At 60.5% G+C, this 19,906-nt stretch carries 21 protein-coding genes and 5 pseudogenes; 13 read left to right on the top strand and 13 right to left on the bottom strand.

The features are described from left to right. Positions 1–214 precede the first annotated feature (214 nt). The 5 genes and pseudogenes from AC1Q64_RS23165 to AC1Q64_RS23185 all read left to right on the top strand — a co-directional run. Entirely contained in the window at positions 215–1,294 is a 1,080-nt protein-coding gene (locus AC1Q64_RS23165) for an IS630 family transposase (protein ID WP_492252951.1), read from the top strand. A 354-nt stretch (positions 1,295–1,648) separates the two neighbouring features. Further along, complete coding sequence (gene acuR, locus AC1Q64_RS23170) at positions 1,649–2,284, top strand: acrylate utilization transcriptional regulator AcuR (protein WP_034397988.1); 636 nt, start codon at positions 1,649–1,651, stop codon at positions 2,282–2,284. Positions 2,285–2,333: 49 nt separating this feature from the next. Beyond that, positions 2,334–3,317 (top strand): acrylyl-CoA reductase (NADPH), encoded by a 984-nt coding sequence (gene acuI / locus AC1Q64_RS23175; RefSeq protein ID WP_008905557.1) that lies wholly within the window; start codon positions 2,334–2,336, stop codon positions 3,315–3,317. Between the two features lie 72 nt (positions 3,318–3,389). Further along, the gene (locus tag AC1Q64_RS23180; RefSeq protein ID WP_492252952.1) at positions 3,390–3,947 is read left to right on the top strand and encodes a peroxidase-related enzyme; all 558 of its coding nucleotides are present in this window, start codon (positions 3,390–3,392) and stop codon (positions 3,945–3,947) included. Positions 3,948–3,965: 18 nt separating this feature from the next. Next, positions 3,966–4,288, top strand: a pseudogene (locus AC1Q64_RS23185) (carboxymuconolactone decarboxylase family protein); the annotation flags it as partial. A 177-nt stretch (positions 4,289–4,465) separates the two neighbouring features. Here AC1Q64_RS23185 and AC1Q64_RS23190 read toward each other — a convergent pair. The 10 genes and pseudogenes from AC1Q64_RS23190 to AC1Q64_RS23235 form a co-directional block, all read right to left on the bottom strand. Then, positions 4,466–4,597, bottom strand: a pseudogene (locus AC1Q64_RS23190) (hypothetical protein); the annotation flags it as partial. A 49-nt stretch (positions 4,598–4,646) separates the two neighbouring features. Further along, positions 4,647–5,384: an alpha/beta fold hydrolase gene (locus AC1Q64_RS23195; RefSeq protein ID WP_008905560.1), complete on the bottom strand. Its 738-nt coding sequence runs from the start codon at positions 5,382–5,384 to the stop codon at positions 4,647–4,649. A gap of 134 nt (positions 5,385–5,518) precedes the next feature. Then, positions 5,519–5,743 (bottom strand): hypothetical protein, encoded by a 225-nt coding sequence (locus tag AC1Q64_RS23200; RefSeq protein ID WP_008905561.1) that lies wholly within the window; start codon positions 5,741–5,743, stop codon positions 5,519–5,521. 106 nt (positions 5,744–5,849) lie between these two features. Further along, on the bottom strand, positions 5,850–6,578 hold the full coding sequence (locus tag AC1Q64_RS23205) for a lipoyl protein ligase domain-containing protein (protein ID WP_146191316.1): 729 nt from the start codon (positions 6,576–6,578) through the stop codon (positions 5,850–5,852). Beyond that, a complete protein-coding gene (locus AC1Q64_RS23210; RefSeq protein WP_008905563.1) occupies positions 6,575–7,255 on the bottom strand; it encodes a 2-oxo acid dehydrogenase subunit E2 in 681 nt (226 codons plus the stop codon). The genes AC1Q64_RS23205 and AC1Q64_RS23210 overlap by 4 nt, the downstream gene beginning before the upstream one ends. Further along, positions 7,252–7,482: a biotin/lipoyl-containing protein gene (locus tag AC1Q64_RS23215; protein WP_008905564.1), complete on the bottom strand. Its 231-nt coding sequence runs from the start codon at positions 7,480–7,482 to the stop codon at positions 7,252–7,254. The genes AC1Q64_RS23210 and AC1Q64_RS23215 overlap by 4 nt, the downstream gene beginning before the upstream one ends. Positions 7,483–7,537: 55 nt before the next feature. Further along, the gene (locus AC1Q64_RS23220; protein WP_008905565.1) at positions 7,538–8,557 is read right to left on the bottom strand and encodes an alpha-ketoacid dehydrogenase subunit beta; all 1,020 of its coding nucleotides are present in this window, start codon (positions 8,555–8,557) and stop codon (positions 7,538–7,540) included. 11 nt (positions 8,558–8,568) lie between these two features. Further along, on the bottom strand, positions 8,569–9,555 hold the full coding sequence (locus AC1Q64_RS23225) for a thiamine pyrophosphate-dependent dehydrogenase E1 component subunit alpha (protein ID WP_034397995.1): 987 nt from the start codon (positions 9,553–9,555) through the stop codon (positions 8,569–8,571). 417 nt (positions 9,556–9,972) lie between these two features. After that, complete coding sequence (locus AC1Q64_RS23230) at positions 9,973–11,922, bottom strand: sigma-54-dependent Fis family transcriptional regulator (protein WP_050813863.1); 1,950 nt, start codon at positions 11,920–11,922, stop codon at positions 9,973–9,975. A gap of 321 nt (positions 11,923–12,243) precedes the next feature. Then, positions 12,244–12,456: pseudogene (locus AC1Q64_RS23235) on the bottom strand (zinc-binding dehydrogenase); the annotation flags it as partial. Positions 12,457–12,478: 22 nt separating this feature from the next. On the opposite strand from AC1Q64_RS23235, the pseudogene AC1Q64_RS23240 reads away from it, so the two are divergent. Both AC1Q64_RS23240 and AC1Q64_RS23245 read left to right on the top strand, forming a co-directional pair. Beyond that, a pseudogene (locus tag AC1Q64_RS23240) lies at positions 12,479–12,625 on the top strand (XdhC family protein); the annotation flags it as partial. A 16-nt stretch (positions 12,626–12,641) separates the two neighbouring features. Continuing rightward, positions 12,642–13,166: a recombination directionality factor gene (locus tag AC1Q64_RS23245; RefSeq protein WP_492252953.1), complete on the top strand. Its 525-nt coding sequence runs from the start codon at positions 12,642–12,644 to the stop codon at positions 13,164–13,166. A 755-nt stretch (positions 13,167–13,921) separates the two neighbouring features. Here AC1Q64_RS23245 and AC1Q64_RS23250 read toward each other — a convergent pair. After that, positions 13,922–14,197, bottom strand: coding sequence for an H-NS histone family protein (locus AC1Q64_RS23250; protein ID WP_492252954.1), 276 nt, complete (start codon positions 14,195–14,197; stop codon positions 13,922–13,924). Between the two features lie 680 nt (positions 14,198–14,877). Here AC1Q64_RS23250 and AC1Q64_RS23255 point away from each other — a divergent pair. Next, on the top strand, positions 14,878–15,690 hold the full coding sequence (locus AC1Q64_RS23255; RefSeq protein ID WP_492252955.1) for a hypothetical protein: 813 nt from the start codon (positions 14,878–14,880) through the stop codon (positions 15,688–15,690). A gap of 32 nt (positions 15,691–15,722) precedes the next feature. Here AC1Q64_RS23255 and AC1Q64_RS23260 read toward each other — a convergent pair whose 3' ends face one another. Beyond that, positions 15,723–16,028: a helix-turn-helix domain-containing protein gene (locus AC1Q64_RS23260; protein WP_492252956.1), complete on the bottom strand. Its 306-nt coding sequence runs from the start codon at positions 16,026–16,028 to the stop codon at positions 15,723–15,725. A gap of 82 nt (positions 16,029–16,110) precedes the next feature. Here AC1Q64_RS23260 and AC1Q64_RS23265 point away from each other — a divergent pair, with 82 nt between their 5' ends. The 5 genes from AC1Q64_RS23265 to AC1Q64_RS23285 all read left to right on the top strand — a co-directional run bounded on the left by AC1Q64_RS23265 (position 16,111) and on the right by AC1Q64_RS23285 (position 18,602). Continuing rightward, positions 16,111–17,175 (top strand): hypothetical protein, encoded by a 1,065-nt coding sequence (locus AC1Q64_RS23265; RefSeq protein ID WP_492252957.1) that lies wholly within the window; start codon positions 16,111–16,113, stop codon positions 17,173–17,175. A 127-nt stretch (positions 17,176–17,302) separates the two neighbouring features. After that, positions 17,303–17,524, top strand: a complete 222-nt coding sequence (locus AC1Q64_RS23270; protein ID WP_492252958.1) for a hypothetical protein — start codon at positions 17,303–17,305, stop codon at positions 17,522–17,524. 22 nt (positions 17,525–17,546) lie between these two features. Continuing rightward, positions 17,547–17,681, top strand: a complete 135-nt coding sequence (locus tag AC1Q64_RS23275) for a hypothetical protein (protein ID WP_492252959.1) — start codon at positions 17,547–17,549, stop codon at positions 17,679–17,681. 94 nt (positions 17,682–17,775) lie between these two features. Beyond that, entirely contained in the window at positions 17,776–18,087 is a 312-nt protein-coding gene (locus AC1Q64_RS23280; protein ID WP_492252960.1) for a hypothetical protein, read from the top strand. Positions 18,088–18,353: 266 nt separating this feature from the next. Then, positions 18,354–18,602, top strand: a complete 249-nt coding sequence (locus AC1Q64_RS23285) for an ADP-ribosylglycohydrolase family protein (protein ID WP_108499587.1) — start codon at positions 18,354–18,356, stop codon at positions 18,600–18,602. Positions 18,603–19,110: 508 nt separating this feature from the next. Here AC1Q64_RS23285 and AC1Q64_RS23290 read toward each other — a convergent pair. Continuing rightward, positions 19,111–19,877 (bottom strand): annotated as a pseudogene (locus AC1Q64_RS23290) (IS5 family transposase). Positions 19,878–19,906: the final 29 nt, after the last annotated feature.

The raw sequence follows: 19,906 nt of genomic DNA on the forward strand, positions 1-19,906 counted from the left end.
GCTCAACAGCTCGGATTCGATCTTCGTAGGAATACATGAACTACCTCCTGGTAGTCCAAGTTTTTGTCCGCATCCCCGGGGTTAGTGGGTCACTTCTGCGTGGAAATCAACATGAAGAGATGATCTTCAGCCCGCTAGTGTGGTGTCTCAAAAATAGATATAACTATTTTGACCGGTGTTGGTCGAAGCAGCTTGCGTATAGGAGACTACGCTGATGGCCCACCCTGGACGCCCCGCCACGAAGCTGCAGATCACCGATGCCGAGCGCGCAGAGCTGCATGCGCGACTGCGCGTACGCAAAGCGCCCGAGGACGAGAAGCTGCGCATGCGAATCGTGCTGGGCTGCGCAGATGGGGAGTCGGGCACCATGATTGCCCAACGCTTGGGCACGACGGTGCAAACTGTCTCCAAGTGGCGGCGGCGCTACCAGGCGTATCGTCTGGCGGGTTTGACCGATGCCCCGCGCGCTGGCCGCCCGCGCAGTGTGGGCGACGAGCAGGTTCAGCTCATTGTGGACAAGGTTCGCCAGAGCAAGCCTGACAACGCCACGCACTGGAGCGTGCGCCAGATGAGTCGGCACGCTGGCGTATCGCCCGCGACGGTGCAGCGCATCTGGCATGCCTTTGGGCTGAAGCCGCACCTGCAAGAAACCTTCAAGCTATCGACGGATCCCCATTTCGTGGACAAGGTACGGGATGTGGTGGGGCTGTATATGGCACCACCCGATCGCGCCTTGGTGCTGTGCGTGGACGAGAAGAGCCAGATCCAGGCTCTGGATCGCACCCAACCAGGGTTACCACTGGCGTTTGGCAAACCCAGCACGCGCACGCACGATTACAAGCGCCATGGCACAACGTCGCTGTTTGCAGCGCTGGATGTGGCCACTGGCAAAGTCATAGGACAGCTCAAGCGCCGTCACCGCAGTGTGGAATTCCTGCAGTTCCTCAAAGCCATCGATGCAGCGGTGCCTGGCGAACAAGACATCCACCTGATCATGGACAACTACGGCACGCACAAGACGCAGGCAGTGCGGGCCTGGCTAGCAGCCCATCCTCGCTACCACGTTCACTTCACGCCCACCTCAGCGTCCTGGCTCAATCTGGTCGAGCGTTTCTTTAGCCAGATCAGCGAGCAGTGGATCAAGCGCAGCGCCCACACCAGCGTTGCTCAGCTGGAGCAATCCATACGGGAATACATTGATCGTCACAACGAGGATCCCAAGCCGTTCGTGTGGCATAAAAGTGCGGACACCATCTTGGCATCTGTGGCGCGGGCAGCGAGTACCATTATTTGATGCTTACTTTTGAGACACCACACTAGTAGTCCAAGTTTTCGTCCGCACCCCCCGCGGGTCAGAGATCGGTGGAATCCAACAGAAAAACTCAGCCCCGCTGATATTTCCAGTCGAAAGATGCTGGTGAAAGGCGTCAGAGTTTTTGCAAGTGATGAGAATTTTTGCATCTACTCTGAGAACCTACACTGCGTCCATCGAGCTTGGGCAACAAGGCCCGTTGGCATGCCGACTTGTTGAAGCGTTGCCCCGCGACAGAGTGGACGTATTCGATGGGCGCGATGCTGTCGGTGGCTGAAAACCACTGACTTCGGTTGCCACTTGCATTTTTAGAGACAATCGGTCTAATATTGTTCGATGCAGGTGCAAGACCCCATCCGCCGCCGTGGCCGGCCTCCGAGACAGCGCGACGGCCTAACAGATGCGCGCGAGCTGCTTATGCGCGCCGGCCTGGAAGTTCTCACCGAAAAGGGCTTCTCGGCGACGGGCATCGAGGAAATCCTCAGCAGGGTGGGTGTTCCCAAGGGCTCCTTCTATCACTACTTCGACAGCAAGGAAGCTTTTGGCCTGGGCCTGATCGATCGCTATGGCGAATTCTTCGCGGCCAAGCTTGACCGTCACCTCCTGAACCGGACGCTCACACCCCTTGCCCGCCTGCACGCTTTCATCGATGACGCCAAGTCGTCCATGGCGCGCTTTGGCTATCGCCGGGGTTGTCTGATCGGCAATCTCGGCCAAGAAATGGGCGCATTGCCTGAGAGCTTTCGGGCGCGGCTGCAGCACACCTTCGAGGATTGGCAGCGACGTTTCGCACTGTGCCTGGTTGAAGCCCAGCAGGTGGGCGAACTCACGAGTGAAGTGAATGCGCAGCAAGTGGCCGAGTTCTTCTGGATCGGCTGGGAAGGCGCAGTCTTGCGCGCCAAGCTCGAACGCCGCGCCGCGCCGCTGGATGTGTTCACGCAGTTCTTCTTCGCCGGCTTCCGGTCGAAGTGATTTTTTTGTCAACCACTAGACGATCGGTCTATTTTCCAAGGAGAGCAAATTGTTCAACGGCATCTTGATCACGAAGGAGGAATCGGGTTATCGCGCAGCGGTTGCGCAGATGGACGAGGCGCAGTTGCCCGCAGGTGATGTGAGCGTGCGGGTCAGCCACTCGACGCTGAACTACAAGGACGGCCTGGCCATCACTGGCAAGGGTCCGGTGGTGCGAAGTTTCCCCATGGTCCCGGGCATTGACCTCGTGGGCGTTGTTGAGGAGAGCGCCAACCCCGCTTACCGTGCGGGCGACACCGTGCTGCTCAACGGTTGGGGGGTAGGCGAAGTGCATTGGGGTGGCCTGGCCCAAAAGGCTCGCCTCAAGGGCGACTGGCTCATTCCTCTTCCTTCGGGGTTCACGCCGCAGCAGGCGATGGCCATTGGTACCGCAGGCTACACCGCGATGCTGTGCGTGCTCGCGCTTGAGCGCCACGGCGTCAAGCCGTCGGATGGCGAAATCTTGGTCACGGGCGCGGCTGGCGGCGTTGGCAGCGTGGCCGTCGCGATCTTGGCCAAGCTGGGCTACACGGTCGTGGCCGCTACCGGCAGGACGAAAGACGCGGACTACCTCAAGCGCTTGGGTGCCAGCGAGGTGATCGAACGCGCTCAATTTGCTTCCCCCGGCAAGCCTCTGGGTAAGGAGCGATGGGCTGGTGCCGTGGATGTCGTGGGCAGCCATGTGCTGGCCAATGTCTGCGCCACAACCAAGTACGGGGGCGTTGTGACTGCCTGCGGCCTGGCCGCAGGCATGGACTTCCCCGCCACCGTTGTGCCTTTCATTTTGCGCGGCGTGACCCTCGCGGGCATCGACAGCGTGATGTGTCCGCGTGCAGACCGACTCGTCGCGTGGCAACGCCTGGTCACGGATCTTGATGTAGCCAAGCTTGGCGATATCAGCCGCGAAGTCGGCTTGGCAGAGGCGATCCCGTTGGCCAACCAGCTCCTAAGCGGCGAAGTGCGTGGTCGCATCGTTGTCGATGTGAACCGCTGAAATCACGATTTCCCCCGCCAGCTTCGATTCATCAATCAAGAGAAAACCATGAACTAAGATACGCAAGCCACCGTGAGTCGCTTTCCCGTTCCTGCACTCAAGGACATGCCCGAGGACATTCGCATGCGCATCGAGTCCGTGCAGGAAAAGTCCGGCTTCATCCCCAATGTCTTCTTGACGTTGGCGCACCGCCCCGACGAATTCCGCGCCTTCTTCGCGTACCACGATGCCTTGATGGAAAAGCCTGGCAACCTGACCAAGGCCGAGCGCGAGATGATCGTGGTGGCCACCAGCGCCGCCAATCAGTGCCAGTACTGCGTGATCGCGCACGGCGCCATCCTCCGCATTCGTGCCAAGAATCCGCTGATCGCCGATCAGGTCGCCACCAACTACCGCAAGGCAGACCTGACAACGCGTCAGAAGGCCATGCTGGATTTCGGCATGAAAGTTTCCCAAAGCGCACAACTGGTGGGTGAAGCTGACTTCAACATGCTCAAGAGCCACGGCTTCACCGAAGACGACATCTGGGACATCGCAGCCATTTCCGCATTCTTTGGCATGTCCAACCGGCTGGCCAACGTAACCAGCATGCGGCCCAACGACGAGTTCTACGCGCTGGGGCGCGGCTGATCACCAAGGGGCCCAACGATGTTCAAGAACTGGAAGGACTATCTTCTTGTCGGCCGCCGTGCAGGCGCGGCGCTTCACAAGGCCAATCCACGGATGGTCGCGGGCTTTCAGGCGCTCAGCGCAGGTCAGAACGGCAACGGCGCGCTCGACGCGAAGACCAAGGAGCTGATCGCGCTCGCCGTCGCGGTCACCACGCGCTGCGACAGTTGCATTGCCGTCCATGCGCAAGCCGCGCGCAGGGCGGGCGTGACCGAGGCGGAGCTCACCGACGCGCCATGGGCACCGCGATCGCGCTCAATGCGGGCGCGGCGTACAGCTATGCGATGCGCACACTCGAGGCCTACGCTACGATCAGTTCGGTGAAGCGGCGAGATGACATGTTCGATGTGGGTCGACTTGCCTGTGCCGTGGTATCCCTGAATCATCACGCGGCGGTTGTGCACAAAGCTCGCGAGAATTGCCAGCGTGGTGTCCCGGTCGAAGATGTAGTCGGGATCGAGATCGGGAACATGTTCGTCGGCCTGGGCGAAACCCATCACCTTCATGTCGGTGTCGAAACCGAATACGTCCCGCACGTTGATGGCCACGTCGGGAACTGTAAGCTGAGGCGAAGGCGTCGGCGCGGGTGTGGCGGGTACAGCTGCAGTCATGCGCAATGGGTCCTCAGGGGCGGCCAGCGTTCCTCAATTCGGGTGTGCCTCAACCCAAAAAAGTCGAGACGGTGGCCACAAACTCGCGCGGTTTCTCGGCGTGCAGCCAATGGCTCGCTCCAGGAATGCACGCGAATTGAGCCTTTGGAAACAAGGCTTTGATCGTGCCGCGGTGATCTGTTGAAACATAGGTCGACACCTCGCCAGACAGGAACAGGGTCGGCCCGTCAAAGGATCCGGACAGATCGGGGAAGCCGATGATCTTGTCCATCTCGGCAGCCAGAACGTCCAGGTTCAGCCGCCAGCGCTTGTCTTTCAGATCAAGGTTTTGCAGCAGGAAATCATCGATGCCGGGGTCCAGATCACCCAGTTGCGCCTTGGCCTCGGCCCGCGTTGTCACGCTGGTCAGATCGACGCGCCGCATCGCCGCAATCGGGCCCATCTGCGTATGCCGATAGGTCACCGGGGCGATATCCGCGACGATCAGCTTGCGCACTTTGTCGGGGGCTTGCAGCGCGAGCACCATTGCCGCCTTGCCGCCCATGGAATGCCCCAGCACATCGGCAGGTGCGTCCAGCACAGCCGCCAGATCGGCGGCCATATCTTCATAACTGTGGGTTGCCGCCCATTCCGAAAACCCGTGATTGCGCATGTCCACGACGACCACCCGCCGTGCTTCGGACAGGCGTTTGGCCAGCACCCCCCAATTGCGCGCTGATCCAAACAGCCCGTGCGCGATCAGCAATGGCGGTCCCGGCGCGTCCCCATAAGTGACAGTGTTCAGCATGCGTCGGTCCTCGTGCTTTCCGTGTTGGCCCCGAGCATACTGATTGAGCTTGGCGCGCGCTGCAACATGTCCGAGACGGCCCACACACCAAGCATCATCTTACGCCCGGTCTGAGCAAGAGATGTGCGGGCAGCTCAGAAGCGGTTGAAGCCGCCTTTTTGCGCAATGTAGAGTGGAGAGATGCCCGCCAGAACGCCCTTGATATAGGGCGTCGCGTTGTCCGACACGATGCCGGTGCAACTGGTCACCAACTCGAAGAAGCGGCCCGCATAGCCCTCTGCGAAGCCCTTGACGTGCAGATCACCGTTTTCGGCATCGGCGTAACGCTCGAGGATGTGCCAGGTGCTGGTATCGCCCACCTCGTACCACTCATAGACGAGCGTTCCGGGCTATTTGCGCGTTCTCTCGACCAGTTCGTTCATCAAGGTCATGAAACCAGCGCGCTTGGTTTCGGGCACTTTGACCTCAAGATGGATGTGGATGGTGTCGGTGGACATGGTTTGTTTCCTTTGTTGAAAAGTTCATTGGGTTTGAAAGATGGGCCAGTTCACCCCGCGCTGCGGCCAACAGGTTTTCGGCGGGTAAATCGGTGTGATGTGTTGCACTGCAGAGGCTGGTGTGGACGTCGGCCTTGACCGGGCTCAGACCGAGGTCGCGATGAAAGGCGGAAACGCTGTCCGCGCCTGACGCGATATCCCCTGACACAAGGACCATTGCATGGGCCAGAACGCGCGGGCTCCCGTGGTGCGTTGGCCGCCACCGTTGCGCGGTGCCGACCAGTTTTCTACCATTTATCGAAAGGTTCCAGTCGCCGTCGCAGAAGCTGCCGGGGGTGTTCCCAATATCCAGTGTTTCTACGCGCAGCCCGGCCCTGAATATCCGGGTGAGCAAGCGGTAGCCGTCTTCGATGGTGAAGCCCTCCGGCGCATCAAAGCTGAGCGCCAGGTTGGCCATGCCCCGGCCTTGCGGAACGGTGCCACCTCCGGTCGGGCGCACATGAACGGGCCAGCCTCGCGTGCTCGATAGGCTGGCGGCCTGCGCGAATCCATTGCGTGTTTCATAGGCGCGCGGGCACACGAGTGCATTGGCATCTGCTGTCCACAGGCCCACCTGCGGGCCCTGCGCTGAAAAGAGGCCTGCTTCAAAGGTCAAGCCTTCGGACACAGACCCAAATCGGCGCAAAGGCGTCGTCACCCGGACATTCCTTCGACTTCTTCACAGATCGTGGTCAGCAGATCGCCCGCCGGCGCGCCATCCAGCGCACGGTGGTCAAAGGTGAGCGAGAGGCCGACAAAAGGGCGAAGCTCTATGCCGCCATCAGGTGCCCGTACCGGGCGATCCGTCATGCAGCCAATACCTAAGATGCAGATCTGTCCGGCGTTCAGGATTGGAGTGAAGTGCTCCACCCGCGTCAGGCCGAGGTTGGTGATCGTGAAGGTGCCGCCCGTCATCTCGGTCACGGTGAGCTTGTTGATCTTGGCCCGCGCCGCCAAGTCCTGTCGCGCACTCCGCAACGCGCTCACATCCATATCACCCGCACCAGAAATCGCCGGGGCCACCAATAAGTTGCCCGGCAGTGCGATGGCAACAGACAGGTCAATCGCTTCGTGCAGATGAACCTCGCGGTCCTTGGTGCGGCCATTCGCATCGGGATGCTTCTTGAGCGCGCGGATCACGGCCAGCATCAGCAGATCCTCCACCGAGGCCTTGGTCCCCTCTTCCGCCAGCCGCGCCTTTTCCGCCAGCAAAGCAGTAGCGTCCGCACTGCCGTGATGGGTCAGCTGCGCCGCGGTGGCCAGGCTCTTGACCATGGCGTCCGCGATCATGCCGCGCACGCCTTTCAGTGCTACGGTGCGCACGCCGTCGGTCATGCAATTGTTCCGATGACAGCGCCTTTGGAAACCACCGCGTCGGCCTTCTCTTTGATAGCTACGGTGCCCGACGCGGGCGCGTGGATTTCGTATTGCACCTTCGCAGTCATGATTTCGGCGATCAACGCGCCTTTTTCAACGGTGGCCCCGTCGTTGACCAACCAAGTGGTGATGACGGTTTCTACGTCTTCTTCCCAGAGGTTGGTGGGGATGATGATGTCTGTCATGGAGCTTTCCTGTGTTGGGTGGGACCGCCTGTGAAGGCGGCCCCGAGACGCACGGTCAGGCCGCTTTCATGCTGTTGAACGCGGCAACGATCTTGTCGGGGTTGGGCAGGCAGAACTGCTCCATGACCCTTGCGTAGGGGATCGGCACATCTGGATACGCCACCCGCTTGGGCGCGGCCTTGAGGGCCGAGATGTCATGTTCCGTCACGCTGGCGATGATCTCGCCGGAGACGCCGTAAGACATGTAGTCCTCGTCCACGACGATGAGGCGACCCGTCTTGGCGACGCTGGCGCGGATCGTGTCGCGATCCAGCGGGACCAGGCTGACCAGATCGACCACCTCAGCGCTGACGCCTTGGCTCTCCAGCTTCTCGGCTGCTTTCAGAGCGTTGTGCACGCCCATCCCGACGCTGACGATGGTGACGTCTTTTCCTGAGCGCACGACCTTGGCTTTGCCGATTTCGACCGTGTAGCTTTCCACTGGGGTGTGCACCGTTGCGCCCGCTTCTGTGGCAAGCCATCCCATGCCTTGCAGGCCCTTGTGGTACATGTAGACGACAGGGCTGTCATCGCGCATGGCGGCGGTCATCAGCCCCTTGGCGTCATAGGCATTCGACGGGCAAACCACCTTCATGCCGGGCAGGTGCGCAAAGGTGCCATACAGACATTGCGAGTGCTGCCCGCCGTCGGAGTAACCGCCACCGGTCGACGTCATCAGCACCATCGGCACCTTGAAGTTGCCACCCGAAAAGTAGATGTTCTTGGCCATCAGGTTGTAGATCGCGTCAAAGCAGACGCCGAAGAAATCGACGAACATCAGTTCGACAACCGGGCGCATCCCGTCTTGGGCAGCCCCGACAGCGGCGCCGATGAAGGCGGTCTCGGAAATCGGCGTGTCGCGAATGCGCTCAGGGCCAAATTCCTCCAGCAAACCGCGTGTGTTGCCGTAAACGCCGCCGAGGGCGCCGATGTCCTCACCCATCACAAAGACGGTGGGGTCGATCTGCATTTCCTGTTGCACGGCCTCGGCCATGGCGCGAGCAATGGTCAGTTTTCTTTCGTTGGCTACGCTCATGCTCTGTCTCCTTAAGCGAACACGGAAGTCAGCGCGGTTTCTGGCGCCGGATCCGCACTTTCGCGGGCAAATTTGATGGCTTGTTCAACGCGGGCAGCGGCCTGTGCCTCTATCGCGTCGAGCTCTGCGCCGGTGGCCACGCCATCGGCGATCATCTTGGCGCGCATCTTCGGAATCGGGTCCTTCGCGAACAGCGCGTCCTTCTCGCCCTTGGGGCGGTAGCCTTCGGCATCACCCATGAAGTGGCCAGCGAGCCGATACGTTTCGATCTCCAGCAGGGACGGGCCTTCACCAGCGCGGGCGCGGGCAATCGCTTCACCAGCGGCCTCATAGATCGCGTAAGGGTCGTTGCCTGCGATGCGCTTGCCAGGTATGCCGTAAGCGGCCGCACGGTCTGCGTTGTTGGAGATCGCGGTCGAAGCCTCCTTGGACACCGAAATCCCCCAGGCGTTGTCTTCGATGACGCAAATGAAAGGCAGCTTCCAGGTCGCGGCGAGGTTCATCGCTTCATGCCAGCCGCCCTGGTTCACGGCACCCTCGCCAACGAAAGCCACGGCAACGCCGGGCTTTTTCTGCATCTTGCGGCTAAGGGCGGCACCGACGGCTGGGCCCATGCCCTGGGCAATGATCCCCGAGCAGGCAAAGTTCACCTTCGGATCAAAGAGGTGCATGTGCCCGCCACGCCCGCCTGAAAGGCCGGTCGCCTTCCCGAAGATCTCGGCAGCCATCTTGTCGAGGTCCACCCCCTTGGCAATGGCCTGGTGGTGCGGACGGTGCGTGGCGGTGACGATGTCGCTTGCTTCGAGATGCGCACAGACGCCCACCGCCACAGGTTCTTGCCCGTCGGACAGGTGCATCTCACCGGGAATCGGGCCGTCGGCCATGCTGAACACGGGCAACTTGCCCTCGAAATAGATTTTCGCAATGGTCTCTTCGAACTTGCGGCTCGTGACCATGTTGCGATACATCCAATGCTGTTTCTCGCGGTTTGGTGTCATTGGTTTGTCTCCTATAAAATGCTCAGATACACGAACGACGCAGGTGCGCCGCCAACTCGTCGACGTCGGACCGCTTCGCAAGCAAAGTGGTCACCCCCTGGTGGCGCGTCTCGCAGGTACTTTTTTGCAAAGGCCATGCCATAAGTCGGATCTGTAGAAGAATCGCGGGAATACCCTTAAAGAGACCGCACTAAAAGCCGGTTTGAGGGCGTTCCAAAGGCTTTGAGGGCGGTGTGTCGGCCTGCTGAATGCCCATGGCAGCGACACCTGTGTGCTACAGGTGTCGCACCAGCAAGCGAACGAGCGACAGGTGTCGCACCTGCGTATATCTGCAACCCCGCCGCCAACTAGGAAAGCCAGGGCTGGACCTCTCGCGGCCAATCACGCCAAAAGCGGAAAGTGCCGGCGCCTTCTGATTCAGGCCTGCTGATTGGGGCTGACGATGCCCAACTTTTGCATGCGACGGTAGACAGTCGCTCGGCATATGCCCAGGCTGCGCGCCGCATGGGTGATGTTCCAGTGGTGCGCTCTCAGAACCTGCACCAAATCATCCCGCTCCGAACCAGCGGCGGCATCGACAGGTGATGCTGGTAAGCCAATCGACAGCATGCGGGGTGGGGGCAAGCTGGCACGCATGGCACCCTGGATGTCGAGCGGGAGGTGTTCCAGTTCGATGGCCTCGCCACCGCTCAAAGCCAGGGCGGCGCGCAGTATGTTCTTCAGTTGGCGGATGTTGCCTGGCCAGTGGTAGGTCTGCAGCGCGGCCAACGCATGGGGGGAGGCCGTGCCCGCACGGGCATAGAGCGACCGGCCTTCCTCCTGCAGCAGCTGGCGGATCAAGCCTTCCTTGTCTGTGCGCTCATGCAAACTGGGCAACGCCAGCGTGACGCCATTGAGGCGGTAAAACAGGTCCAGGCGGAAAAGTCCGTTGGCGACCAGCTCGTTGAGGTCCCTGTGCGTGGCGCAAACTATCTGTATGTCCACGGGCACCGAAGTTTCTGAACCCAGCGGCGTGACTTCCCTTTCGGCCAGTACGCGCAGCAAGCGGGTCTGCATCGCCAAAGGCATGTCCCCGATTTCGTCCAGAAACAGCGTGCCGCCGTGGGCCTGCTGAACCTTGCCCCTGGCCCCCTTGCTGCGTGCGCCGGTGAATGCGCCCTCTTTGTAGCCAAAGAGTTCGCTTTCGATCAAGGTGTCCGGGATGGCAGCGCAATTCACTGCGACAAAGGCTTTGGATCGCCGCGTGCTCGCCTCGTGGATCGCTTTGGCAAAGGCCTCTTTGCCGGTGCCCGATTCACCCTGCAGCAAGATCGCCAGGCCCTTGTCTACCACACGGAGGGCCTGCTGGGCATTGCGCGTCATGCTGGCATCGTTCCCAGCAAGTTCACGCAGCGCCTTGTCATCCGGGGTATGCAGCATCGGTCGTTGGCGTTCGGTCACTGGTGTGAGCTTGCGTGGCCCGCGCGCCAGGGCAAAACACCGCTCGCCCGAGTGCAGCAAACGCAACGCCAGCGGCTCCGGGTGGGCCAGTGAAGCGCCAAGCAGTCGCTCCATCCGCGCGTTGAAAACGTCTTCGACATGGGCGCCGGTCAGCATCGCCGGCGTGCGCCCCACGGATTGCAGAAAGGCCTGGTTGGCCGCAACGATCCGGCCTTCCTCGTCCAGCGCGAGCAAGCCCTCTGTCGCCACTTCTAGAAAATCGCGCCGTCCGGCCAGACGCAGCACCAGGTTCCGGTCGAATTGCTTGAGAAACTGGGCGTTCTCGATCAAACGAGCGGTCGACTTGACCATCTGCAACACCAGGTGCTGACTGCGCTTGTCGTCCGGCGAGTACAGGGCGGATGCATCCAACACCGCCTGCACCTGGCCATCGACGCCCAACAGGGGCGCGGCGCTGCAGCTCAGGGTTCGGTAGGGCACACGAAAATGTTCTTCATGATGAACCGTGATGGACCGTTGCTCCAGGTTCGCCAGCGCCACGGCGCATGTCCCCTCCGTCTCCTCTGACCAGCAACTGCCGAGGTACAGGCCGGCCTGTCGCAGCTCGCGGTCCAGCAATGGGTTGCTGATGAAGTCGACGGCGACGCCGTGGGCATCCGTGAGCAGTATCACATACCCGGCGTCACGTATCTGCAGGAACAACGACTCCATGCCGCTGCGCGCAACATCCAGCAGGTCTTCCATCGGCAAGCGATGGTCTTGCAGGGCAGTCGCGGTGAGGACGCGCGGCGGGTCACTGCGTCCCGGGTCGAGCCTGTGAACGCCCATCGACCGCTGCCTTGAGCGCTCGATCACGTCGTCTGCACGCCAGGATATGTCCGAGGTGGCCTCATGACCGGGTGCACTCCAGTGGCTGCTGAATGCCATGTTTGTCTCCTGGCTTCTTTATGCTGGCACCCGCATCAAGGCGGGTTTATCCAGGCGGTCGTGTCTGTCGCAATGTGGCGAGACCTACAAGCTCTGCCGCAGCCTCACCGCGACACCGTTGGCCTTTGCACGCTCAATGATAGGTCCGAAGCTCGAAAAAATGACCATATCGGGATTTGACCTGACCTTCACCAACCGTACCAAGCGGAGGTTAGTGAAGTCCGTCAACCACCAGGAGAAAGACGAACATGAAGAAGAGCAGATCATCCGGTTCTGGCGGCAGTCCGAGGCCGACCTGTCAATCGTATTCGTTGCGGCCCTTCAGAACCCTTCGAGCACGATCTTGCCGCGCGCCGTTCCGCTTTCGATCTGCGCGTGCACCCGGCGCAAGGTCGCGGCATCGATCCTGCCGGCGGTCTCGGTGGCCGTCGAGCGGATGCGCCCGGCGTCAACCAGCGCCGCCACCTCGGTCAGCATCTGCCCCTGGCGCGCCATGTCCGGCGTGCCGAACATCGAGCGCGTGAACATCAGCTCGAGGGCTCAGGCACCCCTGATCGACGACGGTAATGTGCTGGCTAACACCTTCGGCCCCGAATACCGCATGCTGCTGATCGGCGCCGGCCAGCTCACCGAGTACCTGGCCACCATGGCCGTGTTCAGTGGCTTTGCCGTCACCGTGTGCGACCCGCGCGAGGAGTACCGAGGCGGGTAAAGAGGGTATGAATGGCGATGAACTGGGCAGCTTTGTGTTCCGGACGACGGGGTTCAACAGCATTCGGACACTGTCGACCCGGCTGCGGTATCTGTTTGCGGTGTCCGGGGGCTTGCTGGCCGGGTTGCCCCTGGAGCTTCGGCTGCGGGGCAAGTCCACGACGCTGTCACACCGCACGCCTATCTACTACGTGGATCTGACGCTCAGAGCGGGAAGCAGCTTGGCCCAGATCGTCGCACTGGCACGGAAGGAACGCGAGCAGCAGGCTGCGCTGGGGCTGGATCAGGCGGCGCTGGATGAAGCGGCGCGGCAGGGTTTGGCGCTGGGGGAGTTCGAGGAGTCGGAAGAGGAAGGGGTGGAGGTCGTCGAGGAGTTCTATCCGGATTCCGATGCGGATGGAGATAGAGAGGGTGGAACAGGGCAAGCACCTGCGCCGATCTCCCTGCGCGGCAAGTTGCATCGCAAGCAGGAGGCACTAGGCGTGCGTGCCACCGCAACGGGTGATCCGGGGGCTTCCCATGCGGTTGCCTGAGGGGCTGGTTCGGCGCTATGCCATGGGACTGGTGATGGAGACGGTGCCCTGCTATCGCAGTGGGCTGGATTCAGAACCAGGCGCCAAGGTGCTGCCGGGGATTCTGGTGAGGCATCGAGCGCCGCCCCATCGCACGGGGGCGGTGGTCCTACAGCAGGCGGTGGCCTTGCTCACCGGCCAGCGGGTGGCAGTACCAGCTGCGACCAGTACGGCAGGCTTGCTGCGCCATGCGCAGCGGCTCTTGCCCGGGTTTCATGCTCAGCTGGTCTGGGAGCAAGCGCCTTCAGACTGGCTGGCGCTGTGCCACGACGCGGTTCACCGGGGTGGCCTGGTGCTGCTGCTGTGGCAGTCGATTGCCAGGGAGGTGCGGGGAGCTCCTCGCCCGCCCTCCCCGCCGCCTCAATGGATGCTGGTGGTCGGGGTGGAGGGGCCTTGGAGACCTGTGGGGGACGGATCAGGCAACGCAGTGTGCACTGAGGCTTCTGGCCTCTTGGTCCTGGACACCCAGGTGCATCCCGGATGGGGATTGGGGCACAACCAGTGTTTGGTCCCTGGCGCCTACCCGTTCCACGAGGCAGCCATGCGGGTGGCGGAGTGTCGTAGCGTGTGGTCGGCGCGTACGTTGGAGGGCAACCTGGACTGCGGGTTCGTCCTCTCGGCGATCTCAGTGTCTCCCGGCAAGGGCCGAGGCGCCCAGTGATCCGGCGGGAGCTCAGACAGTGCATCCGCACTGGCTGGCTCCCATTCCGTACCGATCAGGCAATCACAAAGGGCGTGCGGTCCTTGCCCGCAATCCACTGGGGCGGTTTGCCCCGGCCAGACCAGGTGGCACCAGTGGCGGGATCCCGGTACTTGGCGGCAACCTTCTTGGGCTGGGGCTTCCAGGGGAAGACTTGCTGGGCGGTGAAGCCGAATTCCTGAACGAGTTGCAAAACGGTTTGGAGGGCCTGTTCGGACTCGGCCTTCTTGGCGTTGGCGATTTGTTCGTCGAGGAGTTTTTTCTGGGCGAGGAGTTCGGCGTAGCTGGTCATGCGGGTGCGTTGTGCAGTGAGTGCTGGGGTGTTGTGATTTGGCCCGAGGAGGACCGTTTTAGGCACAGGGAGCACTCTACGCGAACCAAGGCCGAGGCACGCTCAATTGGCAGCTTCAACGGGGGGAGTCGTGGATTCTTGTGTCCCGCTATTGCGCCAGACCTGCAGGTTGGCGTATTCGCGGCCGCAACCTGTGCACCGCAGGGCTTCGGTGTAGCGCATGACTCCGGCGTCATCGCGTGCGAGCACCCTGTGGTAGCTGGTGGCACCGCAGTAGCCGCAGCGATTGGAGACAGTGGTCGAGTTCAACGGGATGGCAGAGCGCAATTAATTCAATCAGGCGGGAGGGGTTTCCTGGCTGATCGTAACAAGATGTGGAAGTGGCAGCACAGCTGCTGGGTCAAGCTGGTCACGGGCAGGGATGTTCTCGCTCCATATGGAACATCTCACACGGTAGCGGCTGAGCTGCGGCAAAGATCTCGCAGCCACTTCCCCATCCCTGCCCGTTCAGCAATCGGTCAACCGATGGTCTTTGGTTGGCGTTCAATTGATGCATTTGCATCACATATCATTTACCAATAGAGAGGGAGTTCTATGCAGTCCGTGAGAACAAGGATGCGACTTGCGCGCAGCCGGGTGTTGGTGTCGTTGGCGGCGTTGGCGGTGGTGGTGCGGCGGGCTTGCTGGCCGGTTGCCAGCGCAAGGAGGCCGAGGTGCAGGCGCCTGAGTTGCCGGTGCAAACGGTCTCGGGGTTCCTGGAGATCGGTGGGGTCTTGGATCGCCGGGGGGAACAGGGGGCGGTGTTCGAGGTCAGCCCGGAGACGGGGGATCTGGTGGCGTTTGTGTTCGATCCAAAGAGTGCTCTGGGACAGCGGCTTTTGTCGCAGTGCGTGCAGAACATGCCATGTCTGGTGGAAGGGGTACGGGCCAGGCCACTGGATAGCCAGGCACCGGCCACGAAGGTGTTGACGGAACTGGGGTTTAGTGTGTCACCGTCGGCTTGGTTGGGGATCATTGATGCGGGCCCTACCCGCGTGGAGTCGGCACTGGAAGAGCCTGAGATGCAGGTCAAGACCCGGTTTGGGGTGGTGGCTGTGCAGGAGAGGGATTCCTCCGTTGTTTTGAACGGGCAAACCGTTCTACCGCCTCAGGAGGAATCCGTGAGCATCGTGCGCCAAGCCCCGGTGGGTGGAGAAGATGTGCTGTTGCTGCAAAGCGGATCGGGGACCTCCTGCCCCGCCCTGTTCCAGGTGCTGGTGGTATCGACTCAGGGGGTGCAAGTGTCTCCGAAGTTTGGGTCTTGCTCCGACTTGGTGTTTGCTGTGGTCGAGGAGAAGCGGAACCAGGCGCCCCGACTGTCCATCCGGATGTTGGACTTTGCAGGGCCGTTTGAACCCGAGGAAGAGCAGCGCAAGGCGGCTCAGAAGCTGGTGGAGTTTGTGTACCAGCAGGGGTCGCTCACGCGGGACGGCAAGCCGGTGCCTTCGCAATGAAGGGACTGGTACCTTTGCGTACGACTGCAGGCTCACGCTTTGGCGGGGGGTTTTCTGGCTGCTTTGCGGGCGGGCTTGATCGCCTGCTCTGGGGGTTTGAGCAGGGTCCAGGGCTCTACCCCCAGGGCCTGTGCCAGGCGCTCGATGTTGGCCAGGGCGATGTTCCAGCGGCAGCGCTCTACCGCCGAGACGTAGGTGCGGTCGAGTTCGCACTCGTGGGCCAGGCGCTCTTGGGACCAACCCTTTTCTACACGCAGTAGCCGAATCCAGTACGCGAGGACTTCGCGCACGTTGCCCGGGTCGGGCAGATGGGTCGGGGGCGTGGGTTTGGCAGACACCGCGGGAGGATGCGGTTTTGCCTTCTTTGCATCTACGGAGTTTGCATCTCCTTTGACCCTCTCTCGGAGTTTGGAGCCGTGAGTGGAGTTTCAGGATTTTGATTTCTTTCGGGTTTCTTTCTTTTATCTAACAAGGAGTGGGAGTCATGCGTTTTTCTACAAGGGCTTTGGGCGTGGCGTGCGCGGTCATGCTGTCGGGTGCTTTGCGGGCGATGTGTCCGTGGTCAAGGCGAGCAGGATCACTGGGTGGTCACAATTCACGGTGGAGCAGTTGCTGGACAAGCGCAAGGCTTGCTCCAGTGTGGAGTGGAAGAGTTTCAAGGACACCAGGGATCGCAGTGTCGTCGAGTACACCTGCGAGTCTGCGGCTGGTACGGCCTATCTGCAGAGTTTGCACACCAGCGCCGTCGAATCAGCACAAAAGAGTCTGATGGGTGCTTCGCAGCATGATGCAGCTTTTGCGGAGATGGATAAGCAACAGACCCAACTGGCCAAAGAGACTGCAGAGGAGCAGATGGGGGAATTGGCCAATCGGCAAGCGCTCATCGCAGCGCTTCAGCAGGACATTTCTCGAATTCAGGGGCTCACATTGGCTTCATGCCGTGAGGTGAATGCCAATTCATTCAACCGGGCGATCTCTGGCTTCATCCAGAGTTTTCAAAGGGGCTGCGCGAAGGCGATCCAATACAACGAGCCTCGGGACTTGGAGATTGACAAGAATGTGTTGATCCGAGTTGCGCAGACCCAGATCTCAGACCAAGAGAGCGCCATCCAGAATCTCAAAACGCAGATTGAGATGACGCAGTCGAGAGCTGAGCAACAGGTAGCACGTGCTGAGAACAACAAGGTAGAGCGAGAACAAGCGGCTATCAAGAAGCGCAATGACGCCCAAGCAGATCTGGCTGCCTTGGAGCGCCATTGGGCGAATGTCAAAGGCGTCCGGGAAATGTCGCAATGGGTGATGCAAGGCAAGGAGCCCATCTATCTTGGGTCGCGCATCGACTTGGTGCTGACCGACAAAACGATCGAGGTACCGGTCACTGCGCGTTTGGTGTTTAACCAAGCGGAAAAGGATGGGGAAGATCTGACCCCAGCCTATGAGTTCGCTCTTCGTGAGGCGTGGAATCGCTATCCCATGAAGCCCTGAGTGGGCAATGCCAGCGTGGTGTGGGTCGTCAAGACTTTCATCGCGCGTCTTCATTGACGGAGTTTGCATCGCTATTGGCATGCATGAGCCGTCGATCTTTTGCTGATTGATTGAAGGGGGGATATCGATGAAGCGTGTTGCTTGGGTTCGCTGGGTGTTGGTGGGGTATTTCTTGATCGGGCTGCTGTATGCGGTTTATGCGAACAACTGGGGGGATGAGCCCTACAGGAGTTTTGCGTACCACCTGGGTCAGGGGCTGGTGTGGCCAGTGGTGGTCTTGCCGGGTCTAGGCAAGTTCATCGGGGGCTTGCTGATCGTGGCCATGGTGGCGTTTGTGATGGCCAGTTGAGAACCAGGAAGGAGCAAGCGCCATGGCGTTTCTGGCCCAGCTGATTCTGGGGTGTTTGATGGTCTACCTGTTCTTCGCCACGCTGGGCTTCTGGTTCGGTCTGGGAGTGATCGTGCTCTGGCTGCTGATTGGGATGGCCAACAGTGGAAAACGGTGAGGGGGCTTTGAACGGGCAGGCAAAACGACGAGCGCGCTTGGGAAGCCGGGTGCGCTGCTTTTTTACTCAAGGAGGGGTTATGAGATCAGTGACGATGCCTGCAGGTCAGGCAAGAATGGGAAGGCTCATGCGGACGGCCTACAACCTCGCTTTGGTGGGGCTTGTGGTGGCGCTCGCCGGGTGCTCCGGATCACAAGGAGAGCGCATCCTGATGAAGGGCTGCAAGGAAGGCGGGGTGAGTGACAAGGACTGCCAGTGCGCTACGCGCGAAGTGGGCAAACGGTATGACTTGAAAAATCTTCAGGAATTCATGAATGACCGGGCGATTCCGATGCAGACACTGCAGATGGACTTTGTGAAAGCCTTGGCGATGTGTACTGCCAGGCCGGGCAGTGAGATGCGGTAAGGGAGCCTGAGGGCTCTGGGGAGAAAGGGACTGGGCTGTGGCCTGGTCCCTGGTTCAAGGGCTTCTTTTTTTCGTCACACTTGGACGTCATTCAATCCTTACCCTACGAATGAGGTCTTGAAAAGACGATGAGGTTGTTCGGATCGGCAGAGACGTTACATGGGACCTACGGGACACAGACTCCTACCTCAGATGGTTACCGGCATTGAAGTAGATGACGCGCCCCCCCGCTGGTTACCCCACCCGACATTCGCGCTTTTCATTACATGCGGCTCGGCACTCCGTACATCGACGCACTGCAAAGTGTCCTCGGGTATGGAGGGGACACAGATACGAATGCTTGCATAGTCGGAGGACTTGTAGGTGCGCGGATCGGGATCACAGGTATTCCCCCAAACATGATCGATGCAGTGCTCAGATGCGACACGAAAAAAGGTCGTCCGCGCCCAGCCTGGCTGAGCACCCAGGACGCCTTGGAACTTACCCAGGGACTTCTGAATGAAGAAGTACATTGACCACGAGTTGGTTCAAATCGGCTGACTTGCTGGCGGCTGCCTAAAAGCTGATGTGAGACATGCGCGGAAGATGACTGGACGGCGGTGAGCGCCAACAGCGGTCATTCAGAGCCCTTGACCTCGAACAAGTGCTGCGCCGCCGACGGCAGTCGTTCGATCGCACTCCAACCAGCAAGTCCGCTTCAACGTCGACACCTGCGCAGAGTGACTGGCTCAATACGTCTCATCGCAGTGCTTACACCGTCTTGTTGACGGACTTCTTTGGACAGGTTGCTACTGCTAGAGGCACGTAACAATGCAATCAACTGTTTACGACAAGTCGCAGGGCAACCCCGTTGTGATCCGAGAGTCTGCCAGGCTCATTGCGGTCGCACCAGATATGAAGAGGTTCGCATGAGATCAGATCAGAGCTGCTCCAAATGTGATCCACGATTGCCCTATCTGCGGCCCTTGTCGCGCGAATGTCTTCCAGCGTGTGACAGGTAAGGCCAATGCTGGTTAGGGCCTGTTAACACAAATTACGAAGGCCGTCGGCCACCAGCACGAAGCTGAGAAAGCCCAGGAACATCGAATCGAGCTTTTCGAACCGCGAGAAGATGCGACGGTAACCCTTCAAGCGCCGAAACAGTCTCTCGACCTCGTTGCGGCGCTTGTACATCGCCCGGTCGTATTCCCAAGGCTCGATCCGGGTCCTCAGCGGAGGCACGACCGGGATAAATCCCAGATCAAGGGCAAGCTGGCGAGTCTCGTTGCCTTCATAGGCGCGATCCATGAGCAAGTGAATTGGACGGCTCGCAGGCCCCAGGCTTTGCAGCAGGCGTCTGCCCTCGGGCGCATCGTGGGCCTGTCAAGGCGACAGGCAGAACGTCACGGCCGTTCGAGCATCCGCGGCAACCATATGAATCTTGGTGTTCCATCCGCCTCGGGACTTGCCAATGGCCTGTGGGCCGTTTTTTTTAGAGCACCGGTTCCATCGGGGTGCACCTTGATGCTCGTGGAGTCCAGCGAAACCGCCTCGATCTTCACGCGCACCAGCTGCTCGCGCTGCAGCTCCTCGAACATTTTGTCCAGCACACCCGCCTTGGTCCAGCGCCGCATGCGCGTGTAGATCGTGTGCCAGTTACCGAACCGCTTGGGCAGTCCGCGCCACTTGCAGCCGTGTTCGGCAACATACAACATGGCGTTGACCACCTGCAGATTGCTCAGGCTGACGTTGCCGCGCTGCACGGGCAAGCAGTGTTCGATGCGTTTGAATTGCTCGGGTGTGATCTCCATGCCTGCAGTTTCACATTCGGTGACTTCCA

The sequence above is a fragment of the Acidovorax sp. GW835-FHT14G06 genome, assembly GCF_058793595.1.